The organism is Escherichia sp. MOD1-EC6021 (assembly GCF_002965245.1).
GTDB lineage: Bacteria > Pseudomonadota > Gammaproteobacteria > Enterobacterales > Enterobacteriaceae > Escherichia > Escherichia coli_F.
On sequence record NZ_PTRU01000007.1, the window covers coordinates 117,861 to 139,408 of the forward strand.

The 21,548-nt window shown below is 53.1% G+C and carries 17 protein-coding genes; 9 read left to right on the forward strand and 8 right to left on the reverse strand.

Annotated features, from left to right (window positions below; translation table 11 throughout):
* Positions 1-79: 79 nt before the first annotated feature.
* Positions 80-2,038, reverse strand: coding sequence for an acetate--CoA ligase (gene acs / locus BEB54_RS10585; RefSeq protein ID WP_000078214.1), 1,959 nt, complete (start codon positions 2,036-2,038; stop codon positions 80-82).
* 392 nt (positions 2,039-2,430) lie between these two features.
* Between acs and nrfA the strand changes: the two genes are divergently transcribed.
* From nrfA to gltP, 8 genes are all read left to right on the forward strand, one after another.
* Positions 2,431-3,867: an ammonia-forming nitrite reductase cytochrome c552 subunit gene (gene nrfA / locus BEB54_RS10595; RefSeq protein WP_001353533.1), complete on the forward strand. Its 1,437-nt coding sequence runs from the start codon at positions 2,431-2,433 to the stop codon at positions 3,865-3,867.
* Between the two features lie 45 nt (positions 3,868-3,912).
* Entirely contained in the window at positions 3,913-4,479 is a 567-nt protein-coding gene (gene nrfB, locus BEB54_RS10600) for a cytochrome c nitrite reductase pentaheme subunit (protein WP_001353532.1), read from the forward strand.
* On the forward strand, positions 4,476-5,147 hold the full coding sequence (gene nrfC, locus BEB54_RS10605; protein WP_086217426.1) for a cytochrome c nitrite reductase Fe-S protein: 672 nt from the start codon (positions 4,476-4,478) through the stop codon (positions 5,145-5,147). Before nrfB ends, nrfC begins: the two co-directional genes overlap by 4 nt.
* Positions 5,144-6,100 (forward strand): cytochrome c nitrite reductase subunit NrfD, encoded by a 957-nt coding sequence (nrfD, locus tag BEB54_RS10610; RefSeq protein ID WP_000195167.1) that lies wholly within the window; start codon positions 5,144-5,146, stop codon positions 6,098-6,100. The genes nrfC and nrfD overlap by 4 nt, the downstream gene beginning before the upstream one ends.
* 19 nt (positions 6,101-6,119) lie before the next feature.
* Positions 6,120-7,838 (forward strand): heme lyase CcmF/NrfE family subunit, encoded by a 1,719-nt coding sequence (locus tag BEB54_RS10615; RefSeq protein WP_105277333.1) that lies wholly within the window; start codon positions 6,120-6,122, stop codon positions 7,836-7,838.
* Entirely contained in the window at positions 7,831-8,214 is a 384-nt protein-coding gene (gene nrfF, locus BEB54_RS10620) for a heme lyase NrfEFG subunit NrfF (protein WP_001032540.1), read from the forward strand. Before BEB54_RS10615 ends, nrfF begins: the two co-directional genes overlap by 8 nt.
* Positions 8,211-8,807, forward strand: a complete 597-nt coding sequence (nrfG, locus tag BEB54_RS10625; RefSeq protein ID WP_105277334.1) for a heme lyase NrfEFG subunit NrfG — start codon at positions 8,211-8,213, stop codon at positions 8,805-8,807. The genes nrfF and nrfG overlap by 4 nt, the downstream gene beginning before the upstream one ends.
* A 341-nt stretch (positions 8,808-9,148) precedes the next feature.
* Positions 9,149-10,462: a glutamate/aspartate:proton symporter GltP gene (gene gltP, locus BEB54_RS10635; protein WP_105277335.1), complete on the forward strand. Its 1,314-nt coding sequence runs from the start codon at positions 9,149-9,151 to the stop codon at positions 10,460-10,462.
* 304 nt (positions 10,463-10,766) lie between these two features.
* Here the strand turns inward: gltP and yjcO are convergent, their stop codons facing one another.
* The 7 genes from yjcO to yjcS form a co-directional block, all read right to left on the reverse strand.
* Entirely contained in the window at positions 10,767-11,456 is a 690-nt protein-coding gene (yjcO, locus tag BEB54_RS10640) for a Sel1 family TPR-like repeat protein YjcO (protein ID WP_000719893.1), read from the reverse strand.
* A gap of 93 nt (positions 11,457-11,549) precedes the next feature.
* Entirely contained in the window at positions 11,550-13,697 is a 2,148-nt protein-coding gene (fdhF, locus tag BEB54_RS10645; RefSeq protein WP_001300547.1) for a formate dehydrogenase subunit alpha, read from the reverse strand.
* A gap of 197 nt (positions 13,698-13,894) precedes the next feature.
* Positions 13,895-15,361, reverse strand: a complete 1,467-nt coding sequence (gene mdtP, locus BEB54_RS10650) for a multidrug efflux transporter outer membrane subunit MdtP (RefSeq protein WP_105277336.1) — start codon at positions 15,359-15,361, stop codon at positions 13,895-13,897.
* Positions 15,358-17,409 (reverse strand): multidrug efflux transporter permease subunit MdtO, encoded by a 2,052-nt coding sequence (gene mdtO / locus BEB54_RS10655; RefSeq protein WP_105277337.1) that lies wholly within the window; start codon positions 17,407-17,409, stop codon positions 15,358-15,360. Before mdtO ends, mdtP begins: the two co-directional genes overlap by 4 nt.
* On the reverse strand, positions 17,409-18,440 hold the full coding sequence (gene mdtN, locus BEB54_RS10660; protein ID WP_105277338.1) for a multidrug efflux transporter periplasmic adaptor subunit MdtN: 1,032 nt from the start codon (positions 18,438-18,440) through the stop codon (positions 17,409-17,411). The genes mdtO and mdtN overlap by 1 nt, the downstream gene beginning before the upstream one ends.
* A gap of 18 nt (positions 18,441-18,458) precedes the next feature.
* A complete protein-coding gene (locus tag BEB54_RS10665) occupies positions 18,459-18,734 on the reverse strand; it encodes a YtcA family lipoprotein (RefSeq protein WP_001305715.1) in 276 nt (91 codons plus the stop codon).
* A 208-nt stretch (positions 18,735-18,942) separates the two neighbouring features.
* A complete protein-coding gene (gene yjcS, locus BEB54_RS10670; protein ID WP_105277339.1) occupies positions 18,943-20,928 on the reverse strand; it encodes an alkyl sulfatase YjcS in 1,986 nt (661 codons plus the stop codon).
* A 252-nt stretch (positions 20,929-21,180) separates the two neighbouring features.
* On the opposite strand from yjcS, the gene BEB54_RS10675 reads away from it, so the two are divergent.
* Positions 21,181-21,498 (forward strand): RpiB/LacA/LacB family sugar-phosphate isomerase, encoded by a 318-nt coding sequence (locus BEB54_RS10675; RefSeq protein WP_001183292.1) that lies wholly within the window; start codon positions 21,181-21,183, stop codon positions 21,496-21,498.
* Positions 21,499-21,548 lie beyond the last annotated feature (50 nt).

The following is a 21,548-nucleotide window of genomic DNA, read 5'->3' on the forward strand; positions in this document are numbered from 1 at the left end:
TGATGCGACGCTGTCGCGTCTTATCAGGCCTACAAATCGTTTCCGACTTGTTGCCCGGATCGCATCCGGCAATTGAGAGTTACGAGGGCATCGCGATAGCCTGCTTCTCTTCAAGCAGCTTCTCGACTACGCCAGGATCGGCAAGCGTCGAGGTATCGCCCAGGTTGCTGGTATCGCCCGCCGCAATTTTGCGCAGAATACGGCGCATAATTTTGCCGGAGCGGGTTTTTGGCAGGGAGTCGGTCCAGTGCAGCACGTCTGGCGTTGCCAGCGGGCCAATCTCTTTACGCACCCAGTTGCGGACTTCTGCGTACAGTTCTGGTGACGGTTCCTCCCCGTGATTAAGCGTGACGTAGGCGTAGATCGCCTGACCTTTAATATTGTGCGGAATACCCACGACAGCGGCTTCGGCAATCTTCGGATGCGCCACCAGCGCCGACTCAATCTCCGCTGTTCCCAGACGGTGACCCGAGACGTTCAGCACGTCGTCCACACGCCCGGTGATCCAGTAATAGCCATCTTCATCACGACGCGCGCCGTCGCCGCTGAAATACATATTTTTGAAGGTGGAGAAGTAGGTCTGTTCAAAGCGTTCGTGATCGCCAAACAATGTACGCGCCTGACCAGGCCAGGAGTCGGTGATCACCAGGCTGCCTTCGGTAGCCCCTTCCAGCGGGTTACCTTCGTTATCGACCAGCGCCGGTTGCACGCCGAAGAACGGACGTGTTGCCGAACCGGCTTTCAGCTCGGTAGCGCCAGGCAGCGGCGTGATCATGAAACCGCCAGTTTCGGTCTGCCACCAGGTGTCGACCACCGGGCATTTCTCGTTGCCGATTTTTTTCCAGTACCACTCCCACGCTTCCGGGTTAATTGGCTCGCCCACGGAACCTAGAATGCGCAGTGACGAACGGTCGGTACCTTCGATCGCTTTATCACCTTCCGCCATCAGCGCACGGATCGCCGTGGGCGCGGTATAGAGAATATTGACCTGATGCTTGTCCACCACCTGCGCCATACGGGCAGGCGTCGGCCAGTTCGGTACGCCTTCAAACATCAGCGTGGTCGCGCCGCAGGCCAGCGGGCCGTACAGCAAATAACTGTGTCCGGTAACCCAGCCCACATCGGCGGTGCACCAGTAGATATCGCCCGGATGATAATCAAAGACATATTTAAAGGTCAGCGCCGCGTACACCAGATAACCGCCGGTAGTGTGCAGCACGCCTTTCGGCTTACCGGTAGAACCGGAGGTATAGAGAATAAACAGCGGATCTTCGGCGTTCATCTCTTCCGCCTGGTGCTGATCGCTGGCTTGCTCAACCAGGTCGTGCCACCAGAGGTCGCGCCCTTCCTGCCAGTCAATTTTTCCGCCAGTACGCTTCAGTACCACCACATGTTCAATGCTGGTGACGTTCGGGTTTTTCAGCGCGTCATCAACGTTTTTCTTCAGCGGAATACTACGCCCGGCACGCACGCCTTCGTCAGAAGTGATCACCAGTCGTGAGTTAGAATCGATAATGCGTCCGGCAACGGCTTCCGGCGAGAAGCCGCCGAAAATTACCGAATGCACCGCGCCAATGCGGGCGCAGGCCAGCATTGCGACCGCAGCTTCCGGCACCATCGGCATATAAATCGCCACCACGTCACCTTTTTTAATGCCCAGCCCGAGCAGGGTATTGGCGAAGCGGCAGACGTCGCGGTGCAGCTCTTTATAGCTGATATGTTTGCTCTGGCTGGCGTCGTCGCCTTCCCAGATGATGGCGGTACGATCGCCGTTTTCTTGCAGATGGCGGTCAAGGCAGTTTGCCGCCAGATTCAGCGTGCCGTCCTCGTACCATTTAATGGACACATTACCGGGGGCAAAGGAGGTGTTTTTCACCTTCTGGTACGGTTTGATCCAGTCGAGAATTTTTCCCTGTTCGCCCCAGAAGGTATCTGGTGCGTTAATAGATTGTTGATACATCGCCTCGTACTGCTGAGGGTTTATCAGGCAACGGTCTGCGATGTTGGCAGGAATGGTGTGTTTGTGAATTTGACTCATGCTTTTGTTCTCCTTGTAGGATGTTAATAATATGTGGCATAAGCGTTAAATGTAGGGGTATTGGCAGTTTTGTTTAGTATTTGGGCGACAGATCACGCAAAAGTAGAATTGTGCAAATAAACGGCAGGGTAATTTTTGAAGGTCAGCAACAAAAGTTGATTAATTCTTTGAGGAACATGCAGTTATGCATGCTATTGAAAAAGAGGAAAATACTGACTAACTCTAAAGTGGTATTTTACATGCACTTACAATTGATTAAAGACAACATTCACAGTGTGGTTATTTGTTACACATAGGGGCGAGCAATGTCATGACAGTGTAGGTGCGGTTACTGTCGTGAAAAACAATAAAAACCGCCATTGCAACAATGGCGCAATTCGGATGAAGCCCCTATGACAAGGATAAAAATAAACGCACGCCGTATCTTCAGCTTATTGATTCCTTTTTTCTTTTTCACTTCTGTTCACGCTGAACAAACGGCTGCTCCCGCAAAACCTGTAACTGTGGAAGCGAAGAATGAAACCTTTGCCCCGCAGCATCCCGATCAATATCTCTCCTGGAAAGCCACCTCGGAACAGTCAGAGCGTGTTGACGCCCTGGCGGAAGATCCACGACTGGTGATTCTGTGGGCGGGGTATCCCTTCTCGCGCGATTACAACAAGCCGCGCGGACATGCCTTTGCGGTAACCGATGTTCGTGAAACCCTGCGTACCGGTGCGCCGAAAAATGCTGAGGATGGTCCGCTACCGATGGCATGCTGGAGTTGTAAAAGCCCGGATGTGGCGCGTCTGATCCAGAAAGACGGCGAAGATGGCTACTTCCATGGTAAATGGGCGCGTGGCGGCCCGGAAATCGTCAACAACTTAGGTTGTGCCGACTGCCATAACACCGCCTCACCAGAGTTCGCCAAAGGCAAACCGGAATTAACCCTTTCCCGTCCGTATGCGGCTCGCGCGATGGAAGCCATTGGTAAACCTTTTGAGAAAGCCGGACGCTTCGACCAGCAATCGATGGTTTGCGGTCAGTGCCATGTGGAGTATTACTTCGATGGCAAAAACAAAGCCGTTAAATTCCCGTGGGATGACGGCATGAAAGTCGAAAATATGGAGCAGTATTACGACAAAATTGCCTTCTCTGACTGGACTAACTCCCTGTCGAAAACGCCAATGCTGAAAGCGCAGCACCCGGAATATGAAACCTGGACAGTGGGCATTCACGGCAAAAACAACGTGACCTGTATCGACTGCCATATGCCAAAAGTGCAGAACGCTGAAGGCAAACTCTACACCGACCATAAAATTGGTAATCCGTTTGATAACTTCGCCCAGACTTGTGCGAACTGCCATACCCAGGACAAAGCTGCCCTGCAAAAAGTGGTCGCGGAACGTAAGCAGTCAATTAACGACCTGAAAATCAAGGTTGAAGATCAACTGGTTCACGCTCACTTCGAAGCGAAAGCGGCGCTGGATGCAGGCGCGACGGAAGCCGAAATGAAACCGATTCAGGACGATATCCGTCATGCTCAGTGGCGTTGGGATCTGGCGATCGCTTCCCACGGCATTCATATGCACGCACCGGAAGAAGGTCTGAGGATGCTCGGTACGGCGATGGATAAAGCCGCGGATGCGCGTACCAAACTGGCGCGTTTACTGGCAACCAAAGGCATTACCCATGAAATCCCGATCCCGGATATCTCAACCAAAGAGAAAGCCCAGCAGGCAATTGGCCTGAACATGGAACAAATCAAGGCCGAGAAGCAGGACTTTATCAAAACGGTGATCCCGCAGTGGGAAGAGCAGGCACGTAAAAACGGTCTGTTAAGCCAATAACCCCCGTTCCGCCTCGCAAGGGGCGGAAAACACAATGGAGTGAATATGAGCGTATTACGTTCGTTATTAACTGCCGGGGTGCTGGCGTCGGGCCTGTTGTGGAGCCTGAACGGAATTACCGCTACCCCTGCGTCGCAGGCATCTGGTGATCGCTACGAAGTTACCCAGCAGCGTAACCCGGATGCCGCCTGTCTGGACTGTCATAAACCAGATACCGAAGGTATGCATGGCAAACATGCTTCCGTTATCAACCCGAATAACAAACTGCCGGTCACCTGCACCAACTGTCACGGCCAGCCATCACCGCAACACCGCGAAGGGGTGAAAGATGTGATGCGCTTTAACGAGCCGATGTACAAGGTTGGAGAGCAGAACAGCGTCTGTATGTCCTGCCATCTGCCGGAACAGTTGCAAAAAGCGTTCTGGCCGCACGATGTCCACGTAACCAAAGTGGCGTGCGCCAGCTGCCATTCCCTGCATCCACAGCAAGATACGATGCAGACGTTAAGTGACAAAGGACGGATTAAGATTTGCGTCGATTGCCACAGCGATCAGCGCACCAATCCGAACTTTAACCCGGCGTCTGTTCCGTTGCTTAAGGAGCAGCCATGACCTGGTCTCGTCGCCAGTTTCTCACCGGCGTCGGCGTGCTGGCAGCCGTCAGCGGCACCACAGGACGCGTGGTGGCGAAAACTTTGAATATCAATGGGGTGCGTTACGGCATGGTGCATGACGAGTCGTTATGCATCGGCTGTACTGCCTGTATGGATGCTTGTCGGGAAGTGAACAAGGTGCCGGAAGGCGTCTCGCGCCTGACAATTATTCGTAGCGAGCCGCAGGGCGAATTTCCTGATGTGAAATATCGCTTCTTTCGTAAGTCTTGCCAGCACTGCGACCATGCACCGTGCGTTGACGTCTGCCCAACGGGTGCGTCTTTTCGCGATGCTGCCAGCGGGATTGTCGATGTTAACCCGGATCTCTGCGTCGGTTGTCAGTACTGCATCGCCGCCTGTCCGTACCGTGTGCGTTTTATCCATCCGGTCACGAAGACGGCGGACAAATGCGATTTCTGCCGTAAGACCAATTTGCAGGCCGGTAAGCTCCCCGCGTGCGTTGAGGCTTGCCCGACGAAGGCGCTGACGTTTGGCAATCTGGACGATCCCAACAGTGAGATTTCACAACTGCTACGCCAGAAGCCCACTTACCGCTACAAGCTGGCGCTGGGAACCAAACCGAAGCTGTACCGCGTACCGTTTAAATACGGGGAGGTGAGCCAATGACGCAGACTTCCGCATTTCATTTTGAATCGCTGGTGTGGGACTGGCCGATTGCCATCTACCTGTTTTTGATTGGTATTTCTGCCGGTCTGGTGACGCTGGCCGTGCTGTTACGTCGCTTCTACCCGCAGGCGGGCGGTGCAGACAGTACGTTGCTGCGCACCACGCTGATTGTCGGGCCTGGCGCGGTGATCCTCGGTCTGTTGATTCTCGTCTTCCACCTGACAAGACCGTGGACCTTCTGGAAGCTGATGTTCCACTACAGTTTTACCTCGGTGATGTCGATGGGGGTGATGCTGTTTCAGCTCTACATGGTGGTGCTGGTGTTGTGGCTGGCGAAAATCTTTGAACACGATTTGCTTGCCCTGCAACAACGCTGGTTGCCGAAGCTGGGAATTGTGCAAAAGGTTCTGAGCCTGCTGACGCCCGTTCACCGCGGACTGGAAACGCTAATGCTGGTGCTGGCGGTGTTGCTGGGGGCTTATACCGGCTTTCTGCTGTCTGCGCTGAAATCATATCCGTTCCTCAATAATCCGATTTTACCGGTGCTATTCCTCTTCTCCGGCATCTCGTCCGGTGCGGCGGTGGCGCTGATCGCCATGGCGATACGCCAACGCAGTAACCCGCATTCCACGGAAGCGCACTTTGTTCACCGGATGGAAATCCCTGTGGTATGGGGCGAAATCTTCCTGCTGGTGGCGTTTTTCGTCGGTCTGGCCCTGGGCGATGACGGTAAAGTGCGTGCGCTGGTGGCGGCATTGGGCGGCGGTTTCTGGACGTGGTGGTTCTGGCTTGGTGTCGCCGGGCTGGGGCTGATTGTGCCAATGTTGCTCAAACCGTGGGTCAATCGCAGTTCCGGCATTCCTGCCGTGCTGGCAGCGTGTGGGGCCAGCCTGGTCGGGGTGTTGATGCTGCGCTTTTTCATTCTCTACGCCGGGCAGTTAACGGTGGCGTAAGCCAGAAAAGAGGTGGTTTCTGGACGTATTCCTTCCTGAAGTCGGTTTTCTGGCGTTGTTGTTAAGTCTTGGGGTCAACGTGTTGACCCCGTTGACAACCTTTGCGGGAGTGCGGTTGCGCTGGCCTGCCATGATGCGACTCACTTGCATCGGCATTCTGGCGCAGTTCGCGCTCCTGCTGCTCGCCTTTGGCGTACTGACGTATTGTTTTCTCATCAGCGATTTCTCGGTCATTTATGTCGCCCAACATAGCTACAGCCTGCTGTCGTGGGAACTCAAACTGGCGGCAGTGTGGGGAGGGCATGAAGGTTCGCTGCTACTTTGGGTGCTACTCCTTTCCGCGTGGAGCGCGCTGTTTGCCTGGCATTATCGGCAGCAAACCGATCCGCTATTTCCGCTGACGCTAGCCGTTTTATCTCTCATGCTCGCCGCACTGCTACTGTTTGTGGTGCTGTGGTCCGATCCCTTCGTGCGGATATTTCCACCAGCAATCGAAGGCCGCGATCTCAATCCGATGCTGCAACATCCCGGTCTTATCTTTCATCCGCCGCTGCTTTATCTCGGCTATGGTGGTTTGATGGTGGCGGCGAGTGTGGCGCTGGCGAGTCTACTGCGCGGCGAGTTTGATGGTGTCAGCGCCCGAATTTGCTGGCGTTGGGCACTACCAGGCTGGGGGGCATTAACTGCGGGGATCATCCTTGGTTCCTGGTGGGCCTATTGCGAACTGGGCTGGGGCGGCTGGTGGTTCTGGGACCCGGTGGAAAACGCCTCTTTATTACCCTGGCTTTCTGCCACTGCGCTGCTGCACAGTTTGTCCCTGACACGCCAGCGGGGGATTTTCCGCCACTGGTCGCTGTTACTGGCGATAGTTACTCTGATGCTGTCGCTGCTGGGCACCTTAATTGTCCGCTCTGGCATTCTGGTTTCGGTTCATGCGTTCGCACTGGATAACGTCCGCGCCGTGCCGTTGTTCAGCCTGTTTGCGTTGATTAGCCTTGTGTCTCTGGCTCTGTATGGCTGGCGAGCGCGGGACGGTGGCCCGGCGGTGCATTTTTCGGGGTTATCGCGGGAAATGTTAATCCTCGCTACGCTGTTGCTGTTTTGCGCAGTGCTACTGATCGTGCTGGTGGGAACGCTTTATCCGATGATTTACGGCCTGCTGGGCTGGGGACGCCTCTCCGTTGGCGCGCCGTATTTTAACCGCGCGACGTTACCGTTTGGTCTGTTGATGCTGGTGGTGATTGTGCTGGCGACGTTTGTCTCTGGCAAACGCGTGCAGCTTCCGGCGCTGCTGGCGCATGCGGGTGTGCTGTTATTTGCCGCGGGGATCGTGGTTTCAAGCGTCAGCCGTCAGGAGATCAGCCTGAATTTACAGCCGGGTCAGCAGGTGACTCTGGCAGGATATACCTTCCGTTTTGAGCGCCTCGATCTGCAAGCCAAAGGTAATTACACCAGCGAAAAAGCGATAGTGGCGCTGTTTGACCATCAGCAACGCATTGGTGAACTGACGCCGGAGCGGCGTTTTTACGAAGCACGTCGTCAGCAAATGATGGAACCGGCAATTCGCTGGAACGGCATCCATGACTGGTATGCGGTCATGGGCGAGAAAACCGGACCGGATCGTTACGCTTTTCGTTTGTATGTACAACGCGGTGTGCGCTGGATCTGGGGGGGAGGATTGTTGATGATTGCGGGCGCATTGTTAAGCGGATGGCGGGGGAGGAAGCGCGATGAATAAAGGGCTTCTCACGCTACTGCTGTTATTTACCTGTTTTGCGCGCGCTCAGGTTGTAGACACCTGGCAATTCGCCAATCCGCAACAACAGGAACAGGCGTTAACTATTGCCAGCCAGTTACGCTGCCCGCAGTGCCAGAATCAGAACTTACTGGAATCCAATGCGCCGGTGGCAGTCAGTATGCGCCATCAGGTTTACAGCATGGTGGCGGAGGGGAAAAGTGAAGTCGAAATCATTGGCTGGATGACCGAACGCTACGGAGATTTTGTTCGCTATAACCCACCGTTAACCGGTCAGACGCTGGTGTTGTGGGCGCTGCCAGTGGTGTTGTTACTGCTGATGATACTGATCCTCTGGCGGGTAAGGGCGAAGCGATGAAACAGCCTCAAATACCGGTGAAAATGCTGACAACACTCACGATATTGATGGTATTTCTCTGTATCGGCAGTTATCTGTTAAGCCCAAAATGGCAGGCGGTACGTGCGGAGTATCAGCGTCAGCGCGATCCGCTACATCAGTTTGCCAGCCAGCAAACCCCGGAAGCGCAGCTTCAGGCATTGCAGGATAAAATCCGCGCTAATCCACAAAACAGCGAACAATGGGCGTTACTGGGCGAGTATTATCTGTGGCAAAACGATTACAGCAATTCGCTGCTGGCGTACCGTCAGGCGTTGCGACTACGTGGTGAAAACGCTGAACTGTATGCGGCGCTGGCGACGGTGCTTTATTACCAGGCCAGCCAGCATATGACCGCCCAGACTCGCACACTGATCGACAAAGCCCTCGCGCTGGACTCTAACGAAATCACCGCTCTGATGCTGCTGGCTTCAGATGCGTTTATGCAGGCGAATTACGCGCAAGCCATCGAACTATGGCAAAAAGTGATGGATCTCAACTCACCCCGGATCAACCGGACACAGCTGGTCGAGTCGATTAATATGGCGAAACTGTTGCAGCGGAGATCGGATTAATCATCTGGCGATGAAGATTATGTTATTGAGCTGCATAAAAAATAATCGAATGAACATCTGCCAAAAATAATCACCAATCAGTATTATTGCAGATTAAACAAATAAAAATCTTTCCATAACAAATGGTTATTCATTAATCCTGCCATAAACTCGCGTTATTATGCATTAATGCAGCGAAAAGCTCTGTTGTTAAAGGGTTGCGCAACATACCGCGCAAATGATACTGATCATAAGCGTTAAAAAAATCTACAAACCAACGCAACACAATTCATGCCCTGGCAGTATGTCACGTTCTCGCGTTTCTGAACGGGGAACGGCGCTCCATTGAGGAAGTTATTCTGATGAAAAATATAAAATTCAGCCTGGCCTGGCAGATTTTGTTTGCTATGGTGCTGGGCATTCTCCTGGGAAGCTACCTGCACTACCATAGCGACAGCCGCGACTGGCTGGTCGTCAATTTGCTCTCTCCGGCGGGTGATATCTTCATCCATCTGATCAAAATGATTGTTGTGCCGATTGTTATTTCCACGCTGGTGGTGGGTATTGCGGGTGTTGGTGATGCCAAACAGCTCGGGCGTATTGGCGCGAAAACCATTATCTATTTCGAGGTGATCACCACTGTCGCCATCATTCTGGGGATCACCCTGGCGAACGTCTTCCAGCCCGGTGCCGGGGTGGATATGTCGCAGCTGGCAACCGTCGATATCTCGAAATATCAGAGCACTACAGAAGCGGTACAGAGCAGTTCCCACGGTATTATGGGCACGATTTTGTCTCTGGTGCCGACGAATATTGTGGCGTCGATGGCGAAAGGCGAAATGCTGCCGATCATCTTCTTCTCGGTGCTGTTTGGTCTGGGGCTTTCCTCCCTGCCCGCGACGCATCGTGAACCGCTGGTGACCGTGTTCCGCTCCATCTCTGAAACCATGTTTAAAGTGACTCATATAGTGATGCGTTATGCGCCGGTGGGTGTGTTTGCGCTGATTGCGGTGACGGTGGCTAACTTTGGTTTCTCGTCTCTGTGGCCACTGGCGAAACTGGTGCTGCTGGTGCATTTCGCCATTCTGTTCTTCGCGCTGGTAGTGCTGGGAATTGTGGCGCGCCTGTGCGGGTTAAGCGTCTGGATCCTGATTCGTATTCTGAAAGATGAGCTGATTCTGGCGTACTCCACTGCCAGTTCTGAAAGCGTGCTGCCGCGAATTATTGAGAAGATGGAAGCCTACGGTGCACCGGCGTCGATCACCAGTTTCGTGGTGCCGACCGGTTACTCTTTTAACCTTGATGGTTCAACGCTATATCAAAGTATTGCCGCTATCTTCATCGCTCAACTGTATGGTATTGACCTGTCCATCTGGCAGGAAATCATTCTGGTGCTGACGCTGATGGTGACCTCGAAAGGGATTGCTGGCGTGCCGGGCGTGTCGTTTGTGGTGTTGCTGGCAACGCTGGGCAGCGTAGGGATCCCGCTGGAAGGTCTGGCGTTTATTGCCGGTGTTGACCGTATCCTCGACATGGCGCGTACTGCGCTGAACGTGGTGGGTAATGCGCTGGCGGTGCTGGTGATTGCCAAGTGGGAACACAAATTTGACCGTAAGAAAGCGCTGGCTTATGAGCGCGAAGTGCTGGGCAAATTTGATAAAACTGCGGATCAATAATTGAGGATTGCCGGGGACATACACCCGGCAATGTGTGGATGCCTGATGCGACGCTTGCCGCGTCTTATCAGGCCTACGCCAGACAGCGCAATAGCTTGATTTAGGGTGATTTTGTAGGTCGGATAAGGCGTTTACGCCGCATCCGACATCAATATCTGATGCGACGCTTACCGCGTCTTATCAGGCCTACGCCAGACTGCGCAATAGCCTGATTTAGCGTGATTTTGTAGGTCGGATAAGGCGTTTACGCCGCATCCGACATCAATGCCTGATGCGACGCTTGCCGCGTCTTATCAGGCCTACATTAACCGTTAGTTAATTTTTCAAACTCTTCACACCCGGTATCAAACCCTTCCATACAGCTCAGGTTCAGCCAGTGCAGCGCCTTCTGTTTGTTCTTCTCGATAAAACCTTCTTCACCATTTAAGAACATCATTCCCGCCCAGTACTCGGAATAACCGGTTCGGGAAATCGCAGAGCTGCGTTTGAAATACCAGGTTGCCTTGTCATCGTCGGCCTTAATGCCCACGCCGTTGGCGTAAATCAAACCAAGCAGCATTTGGGCATCGACGGCAGAGTCGTTCTCCAGATCTTCCGAGGCGTTTTCTAACAGCGAAATCGCCTTTGGATAATCCGGTTTACCCGCTTGCGTATTTACCAGAATATGCGCCAGCGTTACTTCACCTTCTTTACTGCCCGCTTGCGCCGCTTTCTCTGCAAGAACTTTTGCTTGTGGATAGTCCAGACTGACCGGATTGGTGATTTTGATCTGCGCCAACAGCGCGCAGGCATCAGCATCACCGCTGTCGGCGGCTTTCTGTGCCCAATATTCGGCTTTGCTCAAATCGCCGGAGCTAAACCAGCTGTCGGCAAGAAAATATTGTGCGCGTCGGTCTCCAGCCTCTGCAGCCTTGAGATACTGACTGCCAGGCTCGGAGCCGTTCGCGTGGGCAAAGAATGTCAAAAACAACATCAATGCGATAATTTTTTTCATTTTGATAATACGATTGGGTAGGGAGTAACCAGTATAAAGAGTTCGAATGGATAAAAAAACAGCCTCCGAAAGGAGGCTGTAGAAAGGACTGTATTACGCCAGTGCCGCTTCGCGCAGGCGAGTTTTCAACTTGTTGTACTCGTCAATCACGTACTGCTCGGCGGCGCGCTGATCGGCGATCGGCTCGACGCGCACGGCGCAGTATTTGTATTCCGGCGTTTTCGTAATCGGGCTTAAGTTTTCGGTAACCAGCTCGTTACAGGCACCAATCCACCACTGGTAGGTCATGTAAATCGCCCCTTTGTTCGGACGATCGCTGACCTGCGCACGGGTGATAATTTTGCCTTTACGCGAGTGCACCCAAACCAATGCCTCATCTTCAATACCCAGACGTTTGGCGTCTTCGGTATTGATTTGTGCGTAGCCAGGTTCATCAGCCAGCGCCGCCAGTGCCGCACAGTTACCGGTCATCGAACGGCAAGAGTAGTGACCGACTTCACGCACCGTTGACAGTACCATCGGATACTCGTCGGTGAGTTTGTCGATTGGCGCTACCCAGTCGCAGGTGAAGAACTGCGCCAGACCGTTCGGAGTATCAAACTTCTCTTTAAACAGATAAGAAGTCCCCTGATCGGCATCTGAAGTATCGCGACAAGGCCACTGAATGAAGCCCAGTTCGCCCATTTTCTCGTAAGTCGCACCGTAGAAATCCGGGCACAGATGACGCAACTCATCCCAGATCTCCTGGGTGTTGTTGTAGTGCATCGGATAACCCATACGGGTGGCGATTTCACTGATAATCTGCCAGTCCGTTTTCAGATCCCATTTCGGTTCAACTGCTTTGAAGAAACGCTGGAAGCCACGGTCAGCCGCAGTAAACACGCCTTCATGCTCGCCCCACGACGTTGACGGTAAAATGACATCCGCCGCCGACGCGGTTTTGGTCATAAAGATGTCCTGAACGATGACCAGTTCCAGATCTTCAAAGGCTTTACGTACTGCCGACAGCTCCGCGTCAGTTTGTAGCGGATCTTCGCCCATAATGTACGCGGCACGCACTTCACCATGCGCTGCGCGATGCGGTAGCTCGCTGATGCGATAACCGGTATGTGCTGGCAGACTCTCTACACCCCAGGCTTTGGCGAATTTCTCGCGGTTAGCCGGATCTTTCACGTACTGGTAGCCAGGGTAAGTATCTGGCAGCGCGCCCATATCGCAGGCACCCTGCACGTTGTTTTGCCCACGAACCGGGTTTACACCCGCATGCGGCTTACCGAGGTTACCGGTCAGCATCGCGAGGCTGGTCAGAGAACGCACGGTTTCCACGCCCTGGTAGAACTGGGTTACACCCATGCCCCACAGGATGGCGGCGCTTTTCGCCTGGGCATACATCCGCGCCGCCTGACGAATCTCACTGGCGCTGACGCCGGTGATATCTTCAACCGACTCTGGCGTGTAGCCTTCAACGATTTTACGATACTCTTCAAAGCCTTCTGTACGGGAAGCGACGAACGCTTTGTCGTACAGATTTTCTTCAATAATGACATGGCCCATTGCATTCAACAGCGCGATATTCGAGCCGTTTTTCAGTGCAATGTGCATGTCAGCAATGCGCGCGGTTTCAATTTTGCGCGGATCGCAGACGATAATTTTCGCCCCGTTACGTTTAGCGTTAATTACGTGATTCGCCACGATAGGGTGGGAATCCGCCGGGTTGTACCCGAAAACGAACACTAAATCGGTATTATCAATTTCGTTAATAGCATTGCTCATTGCGCCATTACCGACCGATTGGTGCAGACCTGCAACCGATGGGCCGTGTCAGACACGAGCGCAGCAATCAACGTTATTGGTACCAATAACGGCGCGCGCAAATTTTTGCATTACATAGTTGGTTTCGTTACCCGTACCACGCGAGGAGCCGGTCGTCTGGATGGCATCCGGACCGTACTTCTCTTTGATGGCGCTCAGGCGCTCGGCAACGTAATTCAGTGCCTCATCCCAGGAAACAGGTTCGAGTTTGCCGCCACGCTGGCGACGAATCATGGGGGTTTTCAGGCGCGGGGTCAGGATCTGGGTATCGTTAATGAAATCCCAGCCATAATACCCCTTCAGACACAGGGTACCCTGGTTGGTTTTGCCCTGCGCTGCCTCCGCCCGGACGATTTTGCCGTTATCGACGACCAGGTTGATTTTGCAACCTGATGCGCAATAGGGGCAAACCGTGACGACTTTTTTCATCGGTCTCGCTCCAGTTAATCAAATCACGCATACGCGCTCTCGACTACAGTATGCATCTTTTATGCCACATTTTATTTGGGGTCATTCCCTGATATTACGGGCACTATTTATTCAAAACTCTGACGAAAAACAGGCTGTCGTCAGTTTTGACGTGACGAAACGAAATACCGCGTGACAGCCATCACGCGGTAGACATTTTATTTTTTCTCGACGACGGGAGCCGCCTGATACCCGCCGCCCAGCGATTTCATCAACTGAATGCTTTGGATCACCCGGCGGCTGTCCAGCATCAGTAATGACATCTCCTCGGCAAGCACCGGCAACTGGGCTTCGGTGGCCTGTAAGCGACTGGTTAAGCCTCGTTGGTAGGCGGCGTCGGCAGCGCGCTGGGTGAAGCGCGTTGCTTCTACGCGTTCTGCCTGCATCTCCCGCTCGTCGTTGAGCGTTTGCAGACGCGTGCCGTTGACTGCAACGTCGCGCACCGCATTCAGTACTGACTGGTTGTAACGTTCAATCATCATGTTGCTGGCGGCGCGCGTGCCTTCGAGATTGGCATTCAACCGTCCACCGTCAAACAGCGGCAATTTCAGACCTGGGATAAAGTTGAACTGGCGACTGGTTTTTTTGAATAAGGTATCCAGGTGGATAGAATCCAGGCCGAAAAACGCTTTGATATCAAAGCTCGGATAGAACAGCGCCCGCGCGGAATCCACCTGATCTAATGACGCCTGAACATACCAGCGCATGGCTTGCAGATCCGGGCGTCTGGCGAGCAACTCATAAGAGAGTGTCGCCGGAATACCGGTCTGGACTTGCGGTAATGCCACCGCTTTGATCTCCGGCATATCGCTGGCTCCTGCGCCAATCAATGCACGCAGAGATTCTCGCGTTTCGGTGATTTGCCCTTTAACGGCAGCAATTTGTTTATCGACCGCCAGAATCTGCGCCCGCGCGCCGTGGAAAGGCACTTGCGCTTCCAGGCCGTGCGCCACTTTGCTCTGGTGCGCTTTCACCGCGTAATCAATCACATCGCGTGTTTGTTCTAACAGATCGAGCATCTGGTAGCTGGCCTGCATGCTGTAATAAAGCTGCGCCACGCCCGTTGTGAGTGATAACTCCACTGCTGCTGTTTCTGCCAGCGCGGCATTATGCGCGCCAATGGCGGCAGCAACCGCTGAGCGATGCACACCCCACAAATCAAGATCCAGTCCGGCAAACAAACCGACTGTGGCTTCCGTATAGTACGGCCCGTCCATACCCAGTGCTGGCGCATCCATAGCATAAGGGCTTAAAAAGCCGTTCGCCGAGACACGTTGGCGGTTGAGCATCCCTAACGCTGCGACCTGTAATTGTGAACCGGCATCTAACAAATCGGCCTGCGACTGCGCTTTTTCTTCCCGCAGTTTCGCTTCGGCGAGGGTGTGTGAACCACTTAGCGTCCGTTGGATCAAAGCATCCAACTGCGGGTCATTGAGTTGTTTCCACCACTGCGCCTGCGGCCAACCGGAGCTGGCAAGATGAATATCATCGGCCAGTTTGATTTGTTCCGGTTTGAGCTGTTGATGAGGCGCAGAATCCTTACGTACCAGGGCACAGCCGGAAATCAGCGTCGTGCTGCCGAGAATGCTGCACAACAGCAGGCGTGAAAGTTGACGATTGATCATTGCGTGGCTCCTTGTGCCTGTTCCGTGGCGGGCGTTAATGCCGGGGCTGTCCAGTCTGGCAAGCGGGCGAAAAGCTGGCAGACGTGTTGCTCCTGTTTTAATAAGGTCGGCAGAATGGCCTGCGAGGCGGGTGTTTCTTCAAGCGTTATTTGAGGAGAACGACTGAATGCGCTTGCCAGGCCGGCGGCGTATTTCTCCAGTGCGTCGGCAAACAGGCCTGCTCTGTCCGGCTGTAGTGCGTTATCCAGCGCCTGCGCCGAGTTCCAGGTTGCATCCCAGGCGTGAAGAATATCGCGGCCCTGACGAATAACCGTTTGCGAACGTTCAATCAGTAACGCGCGTTCTTCGCTGTCCAGTTGACGCTCCAGCGCCACGCGTTGGCACATCTCTTCACAGGCATTAAACGCCGCATGCAGACCTATACGAATTTGCAGATAAGTGCGCAGAGCCGTGACTTCCTGCTGGCGTGGGATCCGCATTACTTTACTCAACATACCCAGCGCGCCAGCCAGTTTTTGCGGCAGTGTGCGCGCTTCACTTTCAGGCCAGACAAAGGTGTAAATCACCGCGGACACCACGGTACCAATGATGATACCCAGGGCGCGATCGCGAATTTCCACCAGGTCGTACACCGGGCCAAAAACGTTTTCGAGCGTGGCGAGCGCGAAGGTGACCACCATCTGTGTGCCGATATAAGAAGAGCGTTCAGAGCTGGTGGCAATCCATGCGCCTAACAGGAAAATCGGTGCCAGCACAAATAGCAATTCGACAATATTGTCCAGCCAGGGCATGACCAGTAGCGTGAATAACAGCGCCAGAATTGCGCCGGAAAAAGCCCCGCCAAAACGCAACACCATCTTCTGGTACGACGAACCGACATTGGGGTTAGCGACGATCACGCAGGTCAGCATACAGGTGTGAATGCCTTCCCAGTCCACGCCGCTGTAGAAGGTGTAACAGATCAAACAGGCGAGCAGCGTTTTTACCGCGTAGCGCATATAGTCTGGATTGGTAAAAGCATCGGCGACCATTGATGGCGGTTTGGCGGCGGGCGTTGGCGGCGTATTTGGGTCCATCTGACCCAGTTGCAACAATGTCTGGCAGATATTCTCCAGGTTACATTCCCGTGCCGCCATCGCTTCACTTTCAGTGATCCGCCAGTCGCTTTGCCAGCGCTGACCTTCGGCAATGGCATGCTGCAGTTTGTTGATTTCTGAGGCTAATTTTTGCCGAAATTCAATAATTGCCTGAGAATCAGCAAAAGAGGTGGGATCGTAGCGATTCAGCGTCGAGTAAATGTAGGTTACCGTTGCCACGCAGCTTTGCCACCATGCGCTCTGAGTTCGCCAGTTGGCATCGTCCGCGAGGCAAAAGACATTGAGTTTTTGCAGCGCCAGCGCCTCTCTTTCAATCCGCGTTTCGGGTAGCGGTGCGAGGCTGTCCGTCAGGTGGCTAATGGCATCATCAAGCCGATCATTAAGCACCTGATGCATCTGCGTGATAGCACGGCTGGGAAACCACAGCACGCCGATTAACGTCATCAATAACGTCGGGTAGAGGCCGACAACGATACACCACAGCGTTAAGCGCACGACCACTTCCGGATAGTCGAGCATGGCGGGGAAGGTTTGCCCGTAAATAGCGACAATGGCGACGGCGAAAAAGACCAGCCCCAACCGATGGGTGCGCATCAAAAACATACAGCCCATCAGGATCGGTCCGGCAATGATCAATCGGATCAACGGTTCGCCATATGACCATTTGTAGATCAAAAACAGGCTGGCGATTTCCAGCATCGTGGCGACCACAAACAAGATCGCGACAAATTTGGTGTAAAACGCGTTCGACTGAATACCGTAAAACAGCACTGCCAGTGATAACGCCACAAAAGGGATCTCAAAAGTCATCGAGATCAGAATCACCAGCAAGCAGCCTACCCAGAGTTGCATAGTCTGCGGCACGCGGCCTGGTCGCCGCTCGCTTAACTCTTCATGAAAGAACGCCAGCAGCCTGACCACCGGTAATGGCAGGGAGTTGAGCGCGCTCATTATTGCGGCTCAAGATTAGCGACTGCCGAAGCGCCGATGCGGAACATTTCCGGGTCAGGTTTTTCAACCATGATTTTGACCGGAAAACGCTGGGCAACGCGGACCCAGTTAATAGAACGAGACACTTTCGGCAGGCCGCCCAGCACCAGACCGCCGTCATCCGGTAGCACGCCGTAGCCAATCGAATCCACTTTACCCTCGAAGGTTTTGCCGCTGTCGCTCATCAGGCGAATCGTTGCGGGTGTACCCGAGCGAATATTTTTCAGATCGGTTTCGCGGAAGTTGGCGATCACGTACCAGTGACGAGTGTCGATTAGGGTGAAAATAGGGCGCATGGCAGAAGCAAATTGCCCAACCGAGGTTTTGAGGGAAATGACTCGGCCATCAAACGGCGCGCGAACGGTCGCCATTTCCAGATGCAGTTTCGTCAACGCAATATCCGCTTCCACTGCCGCACGTTGCGCCACCAGCGCATCCACGCCGCTGACGGCGCTGGCGGCTGACTGCGCCTGCAACAATACGGCATTAAGATCTGCTTCTGCGGCGCGCTGCGCCGTTCTTGCACGGTCAACGTCTTCCGCTGAGACGAAACCTTCTTTCAGTAATGGCTCGGTGCGGCGTAATGTATCACTGGCCTGTTTCGCGGCGGCACGGGCTTTTTCTACCGTGGCATTAACCGAGTCGGCACCAAACTGTTGTGCGTCAACGCTACGCTGGGTGAGCATAATTTGCTTATCCAGCGCCGCGAGGGAGGCTTCGGCTTTCGCCAGATTGGCTTCGTACGGGCGCGAGTCGATGCGGAACAGCAAATCGCCCTGTTTCACCGCCTGGTTGTCGGTGACCGCCAGTTCTACAATGCGACCGCTGACTTCCGGCACCACATCAATGGTATCTGCTGACGCGTAGGCGTCATTAGTTGATGGCGCACTGTCTACGCGCCAGATAACGAAAACAAGGGCAACCAGCGCCAACGCAACCACTAACAGAGCAGGGAATTTACTGCGAGGAGCTTTTTTCGGCGTACTTTCCATGAGCGCGTCTCAAATAGATTAGAAAAATGCCAGCCAGAACAGCATGGCGTAGAGAGCAAAAAGGGCGGTATAAATAATTCCGACAAATGCCAGATTGATATTTGCCCGCTGAATAATTCGCCTCGTGATGAGCGTCAAAATAAGGCTGGCAATGGCGCAGAAAAACCAGCTGGGATAATAAGCGCCGATCACCGGGATTGCCGGAGATAATGAGCATCCCGAAACCATGAAGACGGGAATTATCCAGGCTGTTTTTTTGAGTTGCATCGCCATGCGAGAGAGAACTGTTGGCATATTAAATACATCCTGTCTGCTGCGAACAATATCTGTAGTGAATATCAATATCCATTGAAGGCGTCAGTATGGCTATTTTCTCGATGAATAAAAATAGCTTTATTCAGCCACCGCATTCATAACTTATATATTTTATGTATTAATTGGTTGTATGTATTTTTAAAATAAATACTTTTGGGGGCTTAAGCGCCCCCAAAAGTGAGTGGCATTAATTTGGGGTTACGATATTCACCCACAAATCGAAATTATCCAGACAGGCAATAATTTCTTCCAGTTTCGCGCCATTGCCAATAATTTTGGCTTTCTTCGCTTTTACCAGATCCGCCATTTTGGCTTGTCCGGTCAGCACGGCGTGAAGATCTTCACGGCTGATGTAGAAAGAGGCGTTGGCTTCAGGTTGCAGCGTTTTACGGTAGTTAAGCACGCTATCGTTCAGCGTCAGGTTGAGGTTATCGCCGTTGCTCATATTGAAGTTCAGGCTGATATTCTTACCTGCGGCTTTCGCGCTATCGAGGCGAACGGCCATAAAGTCGAACAGCATTTCGACCGACATCCCGCGAAGGGTGTCCGGAGAACCCGTGGTGCCGTGGCTGAACTTATGCACCCCTTCGCGCAGCTCTTTTGCGCCGGTCAGGTAGAAACCGCGCCAGGTGGCGGACTCGGCCTGATAGCCCAGCTGTTCAAAGTTATTCGCTTGCAGATTCTTCGCCACCTGGTCACCCGGATTGGCGGCAATCACCTGTTTCAGCAACTCTGCTGACCAGCGGTAATCCCCTTGCTTGTTCGCTTCTTGCGCCAGGTTGATGACACGGGCGGAACCGCCCAGCGCTTTCACGTAACGTTTGCCCATCTCCACCTGACCGTACGGATGTAGGTTAGCTGGATTGCCGTCATAATAGCCGAGATAGAAGTTATACACTGCACGGGCGTTGTGGCTAACAGAACCGTAATAGCCGCGGCTGGCCCAGTTATTGGCAAGCGCAGGTGGCAGCTTAATCATGTCGCCAATTTCATTCATGGTGTAACCCTGGTTCGCCAGGTGCAGGGTCTGGTCGTGAATGTATTTGATAGTATCGCGATATTTACCAATATAATCATTGATATGCTTATTGCCCCAGACCGGCCAGGTGTGCGGCATAAACAGTACTTCCGCGTCGTTACCCCACATATCCAGCGTTTCGTTCAGATACTCTGTCCACTTGCTGGTGTCGCGGGTTTTCGCGCCGCGCAGGGTGTAGAAGTTGTGCAGGGTATGCGTGGCGTTTTCGGCGGTACACAGGGCTTTCAGGGCCGGAATATAGAAGTGCATTTCGGCTGGAGCTTCGCTACCCGGAGTCATCAGAAAGTCAAACTCCAGACCGTCGATAACCATCTTCTCGCCAGTTCTGACAATCGTTTTGGTTGGCGCAATAATGCTCGGGTCGCCCGTTGCCAGCGTCACGCCCAGGCCGTTGCCCACGTTGCCTTGCTCGTTGTGCGGCAGTAACAGACCGTAAGAGTAAAGCGCACGGCGGCTCATGATGTTACCCGCCAGCACGTTTTCACTGATGGCTTCGTCCATAAAGCCTGCCGGAGCGATCACCTGCACTTTGCCGGATTTAACATCCGCTTCAGAGATAATGCCTTTCACGCCGCCATAGTGGTCGGTGTGGCTGTGAGTATAAATAACAGCAACAATCGGTTTTTGTGGACGATGTTGATAATAGAGGTCAAGTGCGGCTTTTGCGGCAGGCGGCGTTACCAGCGGGTCGATAACAATAATGCCTTTCTCGCCTTCCACGAATGTAATGTTAGAGATATCCTGGCCGCGCACCTGATACATTTTATCGGTGACTTTGAACAGGCCAGAAATGCCGTTGATTTGCGACTGACGCCACAGGCTGGGGTTTACGGTTTCCGGCGCAGCGGCATTAATATCAAATTTGTAATCATCCGCGCGGTAGTAAACTTTGCCATTCGCATCGCGCAGAATACCTTCATCCAGCAGCGGGGCGATAAATCCGCGCTGGGCATCGTCAAAGTCCTGACGATCGCTAAACGGTAATGATTTTGCGTAATGCTGATTAACCTGCTGGGTATATTGAGTCGCGGCTTTCGCTTCATCTGTTGCGTGAGCGGTATTTACCATCATGCCGCTGGCGGCAGTTAACGCAATAACAATCCTGCTCAAACGGAATAACCGAGAGTTATTCATATAAATCTCCATTTATCATTTATGTCGTAAATATGTAATCCATGAAAAATACGTCATTTAAAGCTGGCGTTATCATAATTGGGAATTTGCGACTTTAATAAGTGGAAGTGTGAGCGGAACGAGCCATTTTATTAGGCATTTGTGCTGAAGAGGGAAAAGTACGCGAATTTATTATCTCTGTAAATAATATGAGGTGTTTTATATATTTATTATATATATTGTACTTCGGCAAATACTGAGCACAATTAATCAATGCAACCGGTGTTTCTTATTAAAAAACGTACCGGAGCAATGGGCGGTCATGTCGCTGGCACCGCAGGATTCTGCGTTGCTGTGCCAGCCTTTTATTCATGGTCAATGAGTGAGGGGATTGATAAAGAAACCAGGTCGTCAGAGCGCACTGATTATCCGCATTACGCCAGTGAAGTTGCACTGGCTTTTGGTTCACGAGTGGTTGGCCTCGAACTGGCAAAAATGATTGTGGATGTGTGGCTGGGCGCGCAGTACGAAGGCGGTCGTCATCAACAACGCGTGGAGGCGATTACGGCAATAGAGCAGCGGAAAAATTGAGATTCATCCACTACTTGCATGGATGAGTAATGACTAATGTGGATAGAGTT

Coding starts and splice junctions, on each gene's coding strand:
- nrfG (WP_105277334.1), top strand. CDS start 8,211: ATGAAACAGCCTCAAATACCGGTGAAAATGCTGACAACACTCACGATA.
- BEB54_RS10675 (WP_001183292.1), top strand. CDS start 21,181: ATGCAACCGGTGTTTCTTATTAAAAAACGTACCGGAGCAATGGGCGGT.
- BEB54_RS10665 (WP_001305715.1), bottom strand. CDS start 18,734: ATGCCAACAGTTCTCTCTCGCATGGCGATGCAACTCAAAAAAACAGCC.
- nrfD (WP_000195167.1), top strand. CDS start 5,144: ATGACGCAGACTTCCGCATTTCATTTTGAATCGCTGGTGTGGGACTGG.
- acs (WP_000078214.1), bottom strand. CDS start 2,038: ATGAGTCAAATTCACAAACACACCATTCCTGCCAACATCGCAGACCGT.
- mdtP (WP_105277336.1), bottom strand. CDS start 15,361: ATGATCAATCGTCAACTTTCACGCCTGCTGTTGTGCAGCATTCTCGGC.
- mdtO (WP_105277337.1), bottom strand. CDS start 17,409: ATGAGCGCGCTCAACTCCCTGCCATTACCGGTGGTCAGGCTGCTGGCG.
- yjcO (WP_000719893.1), bottom strand. CDS start 11,456: ATGAAAAAAATTATCGCATTGATGTTGTTTTTGACATTCTTTGCCCAC.
- nrfB (WP_001353532.1), top strand. CDS start 3,913: ATGAGCGTATTACGTTCGTTATTAACTGCCGGGGTGCTGGCGTCGGGC.
- nrfF (WP_001032540.1), top strand. CDS start 7,831: ATGAATAAAGGGCTTCTCACGCTACTGCTGTTATTTACCTGTTTTGCG.
- yjcS (WP_105277339.1), bottom strand. CDS start 20,928: ATGAATAACTCTCGGTTATTCCGTTTGAGCAGGATTGTTATTGCGTTA.
- gltP (WP_105277335.1), top strand. CDS start 9,149: ATGAAAAATATAAAATTCAGCCTGGCCTGGCAGATTTTGTTTGCTATG.
- nrfC (WP_086217426.1), top strand. CDS start 4,476: ATGACCTGGTCTCGTCGCCAGTTTCTCACCGGCGTCGGCGTGCTGGCA.
- nrfA (WP_001353533.1), top strand. CDS start 2,431: ATGACAAGGATAAAAATAAACGCACGCCGTATCTTCAGCTTATTGATT.
- mdtN (WP_105277338.1), bottom strand. CDS start 18,440: ATGGAAAGTACGCCGAAAAAAGCTCCTCGCAGTAAATTCCCTGCTCTG.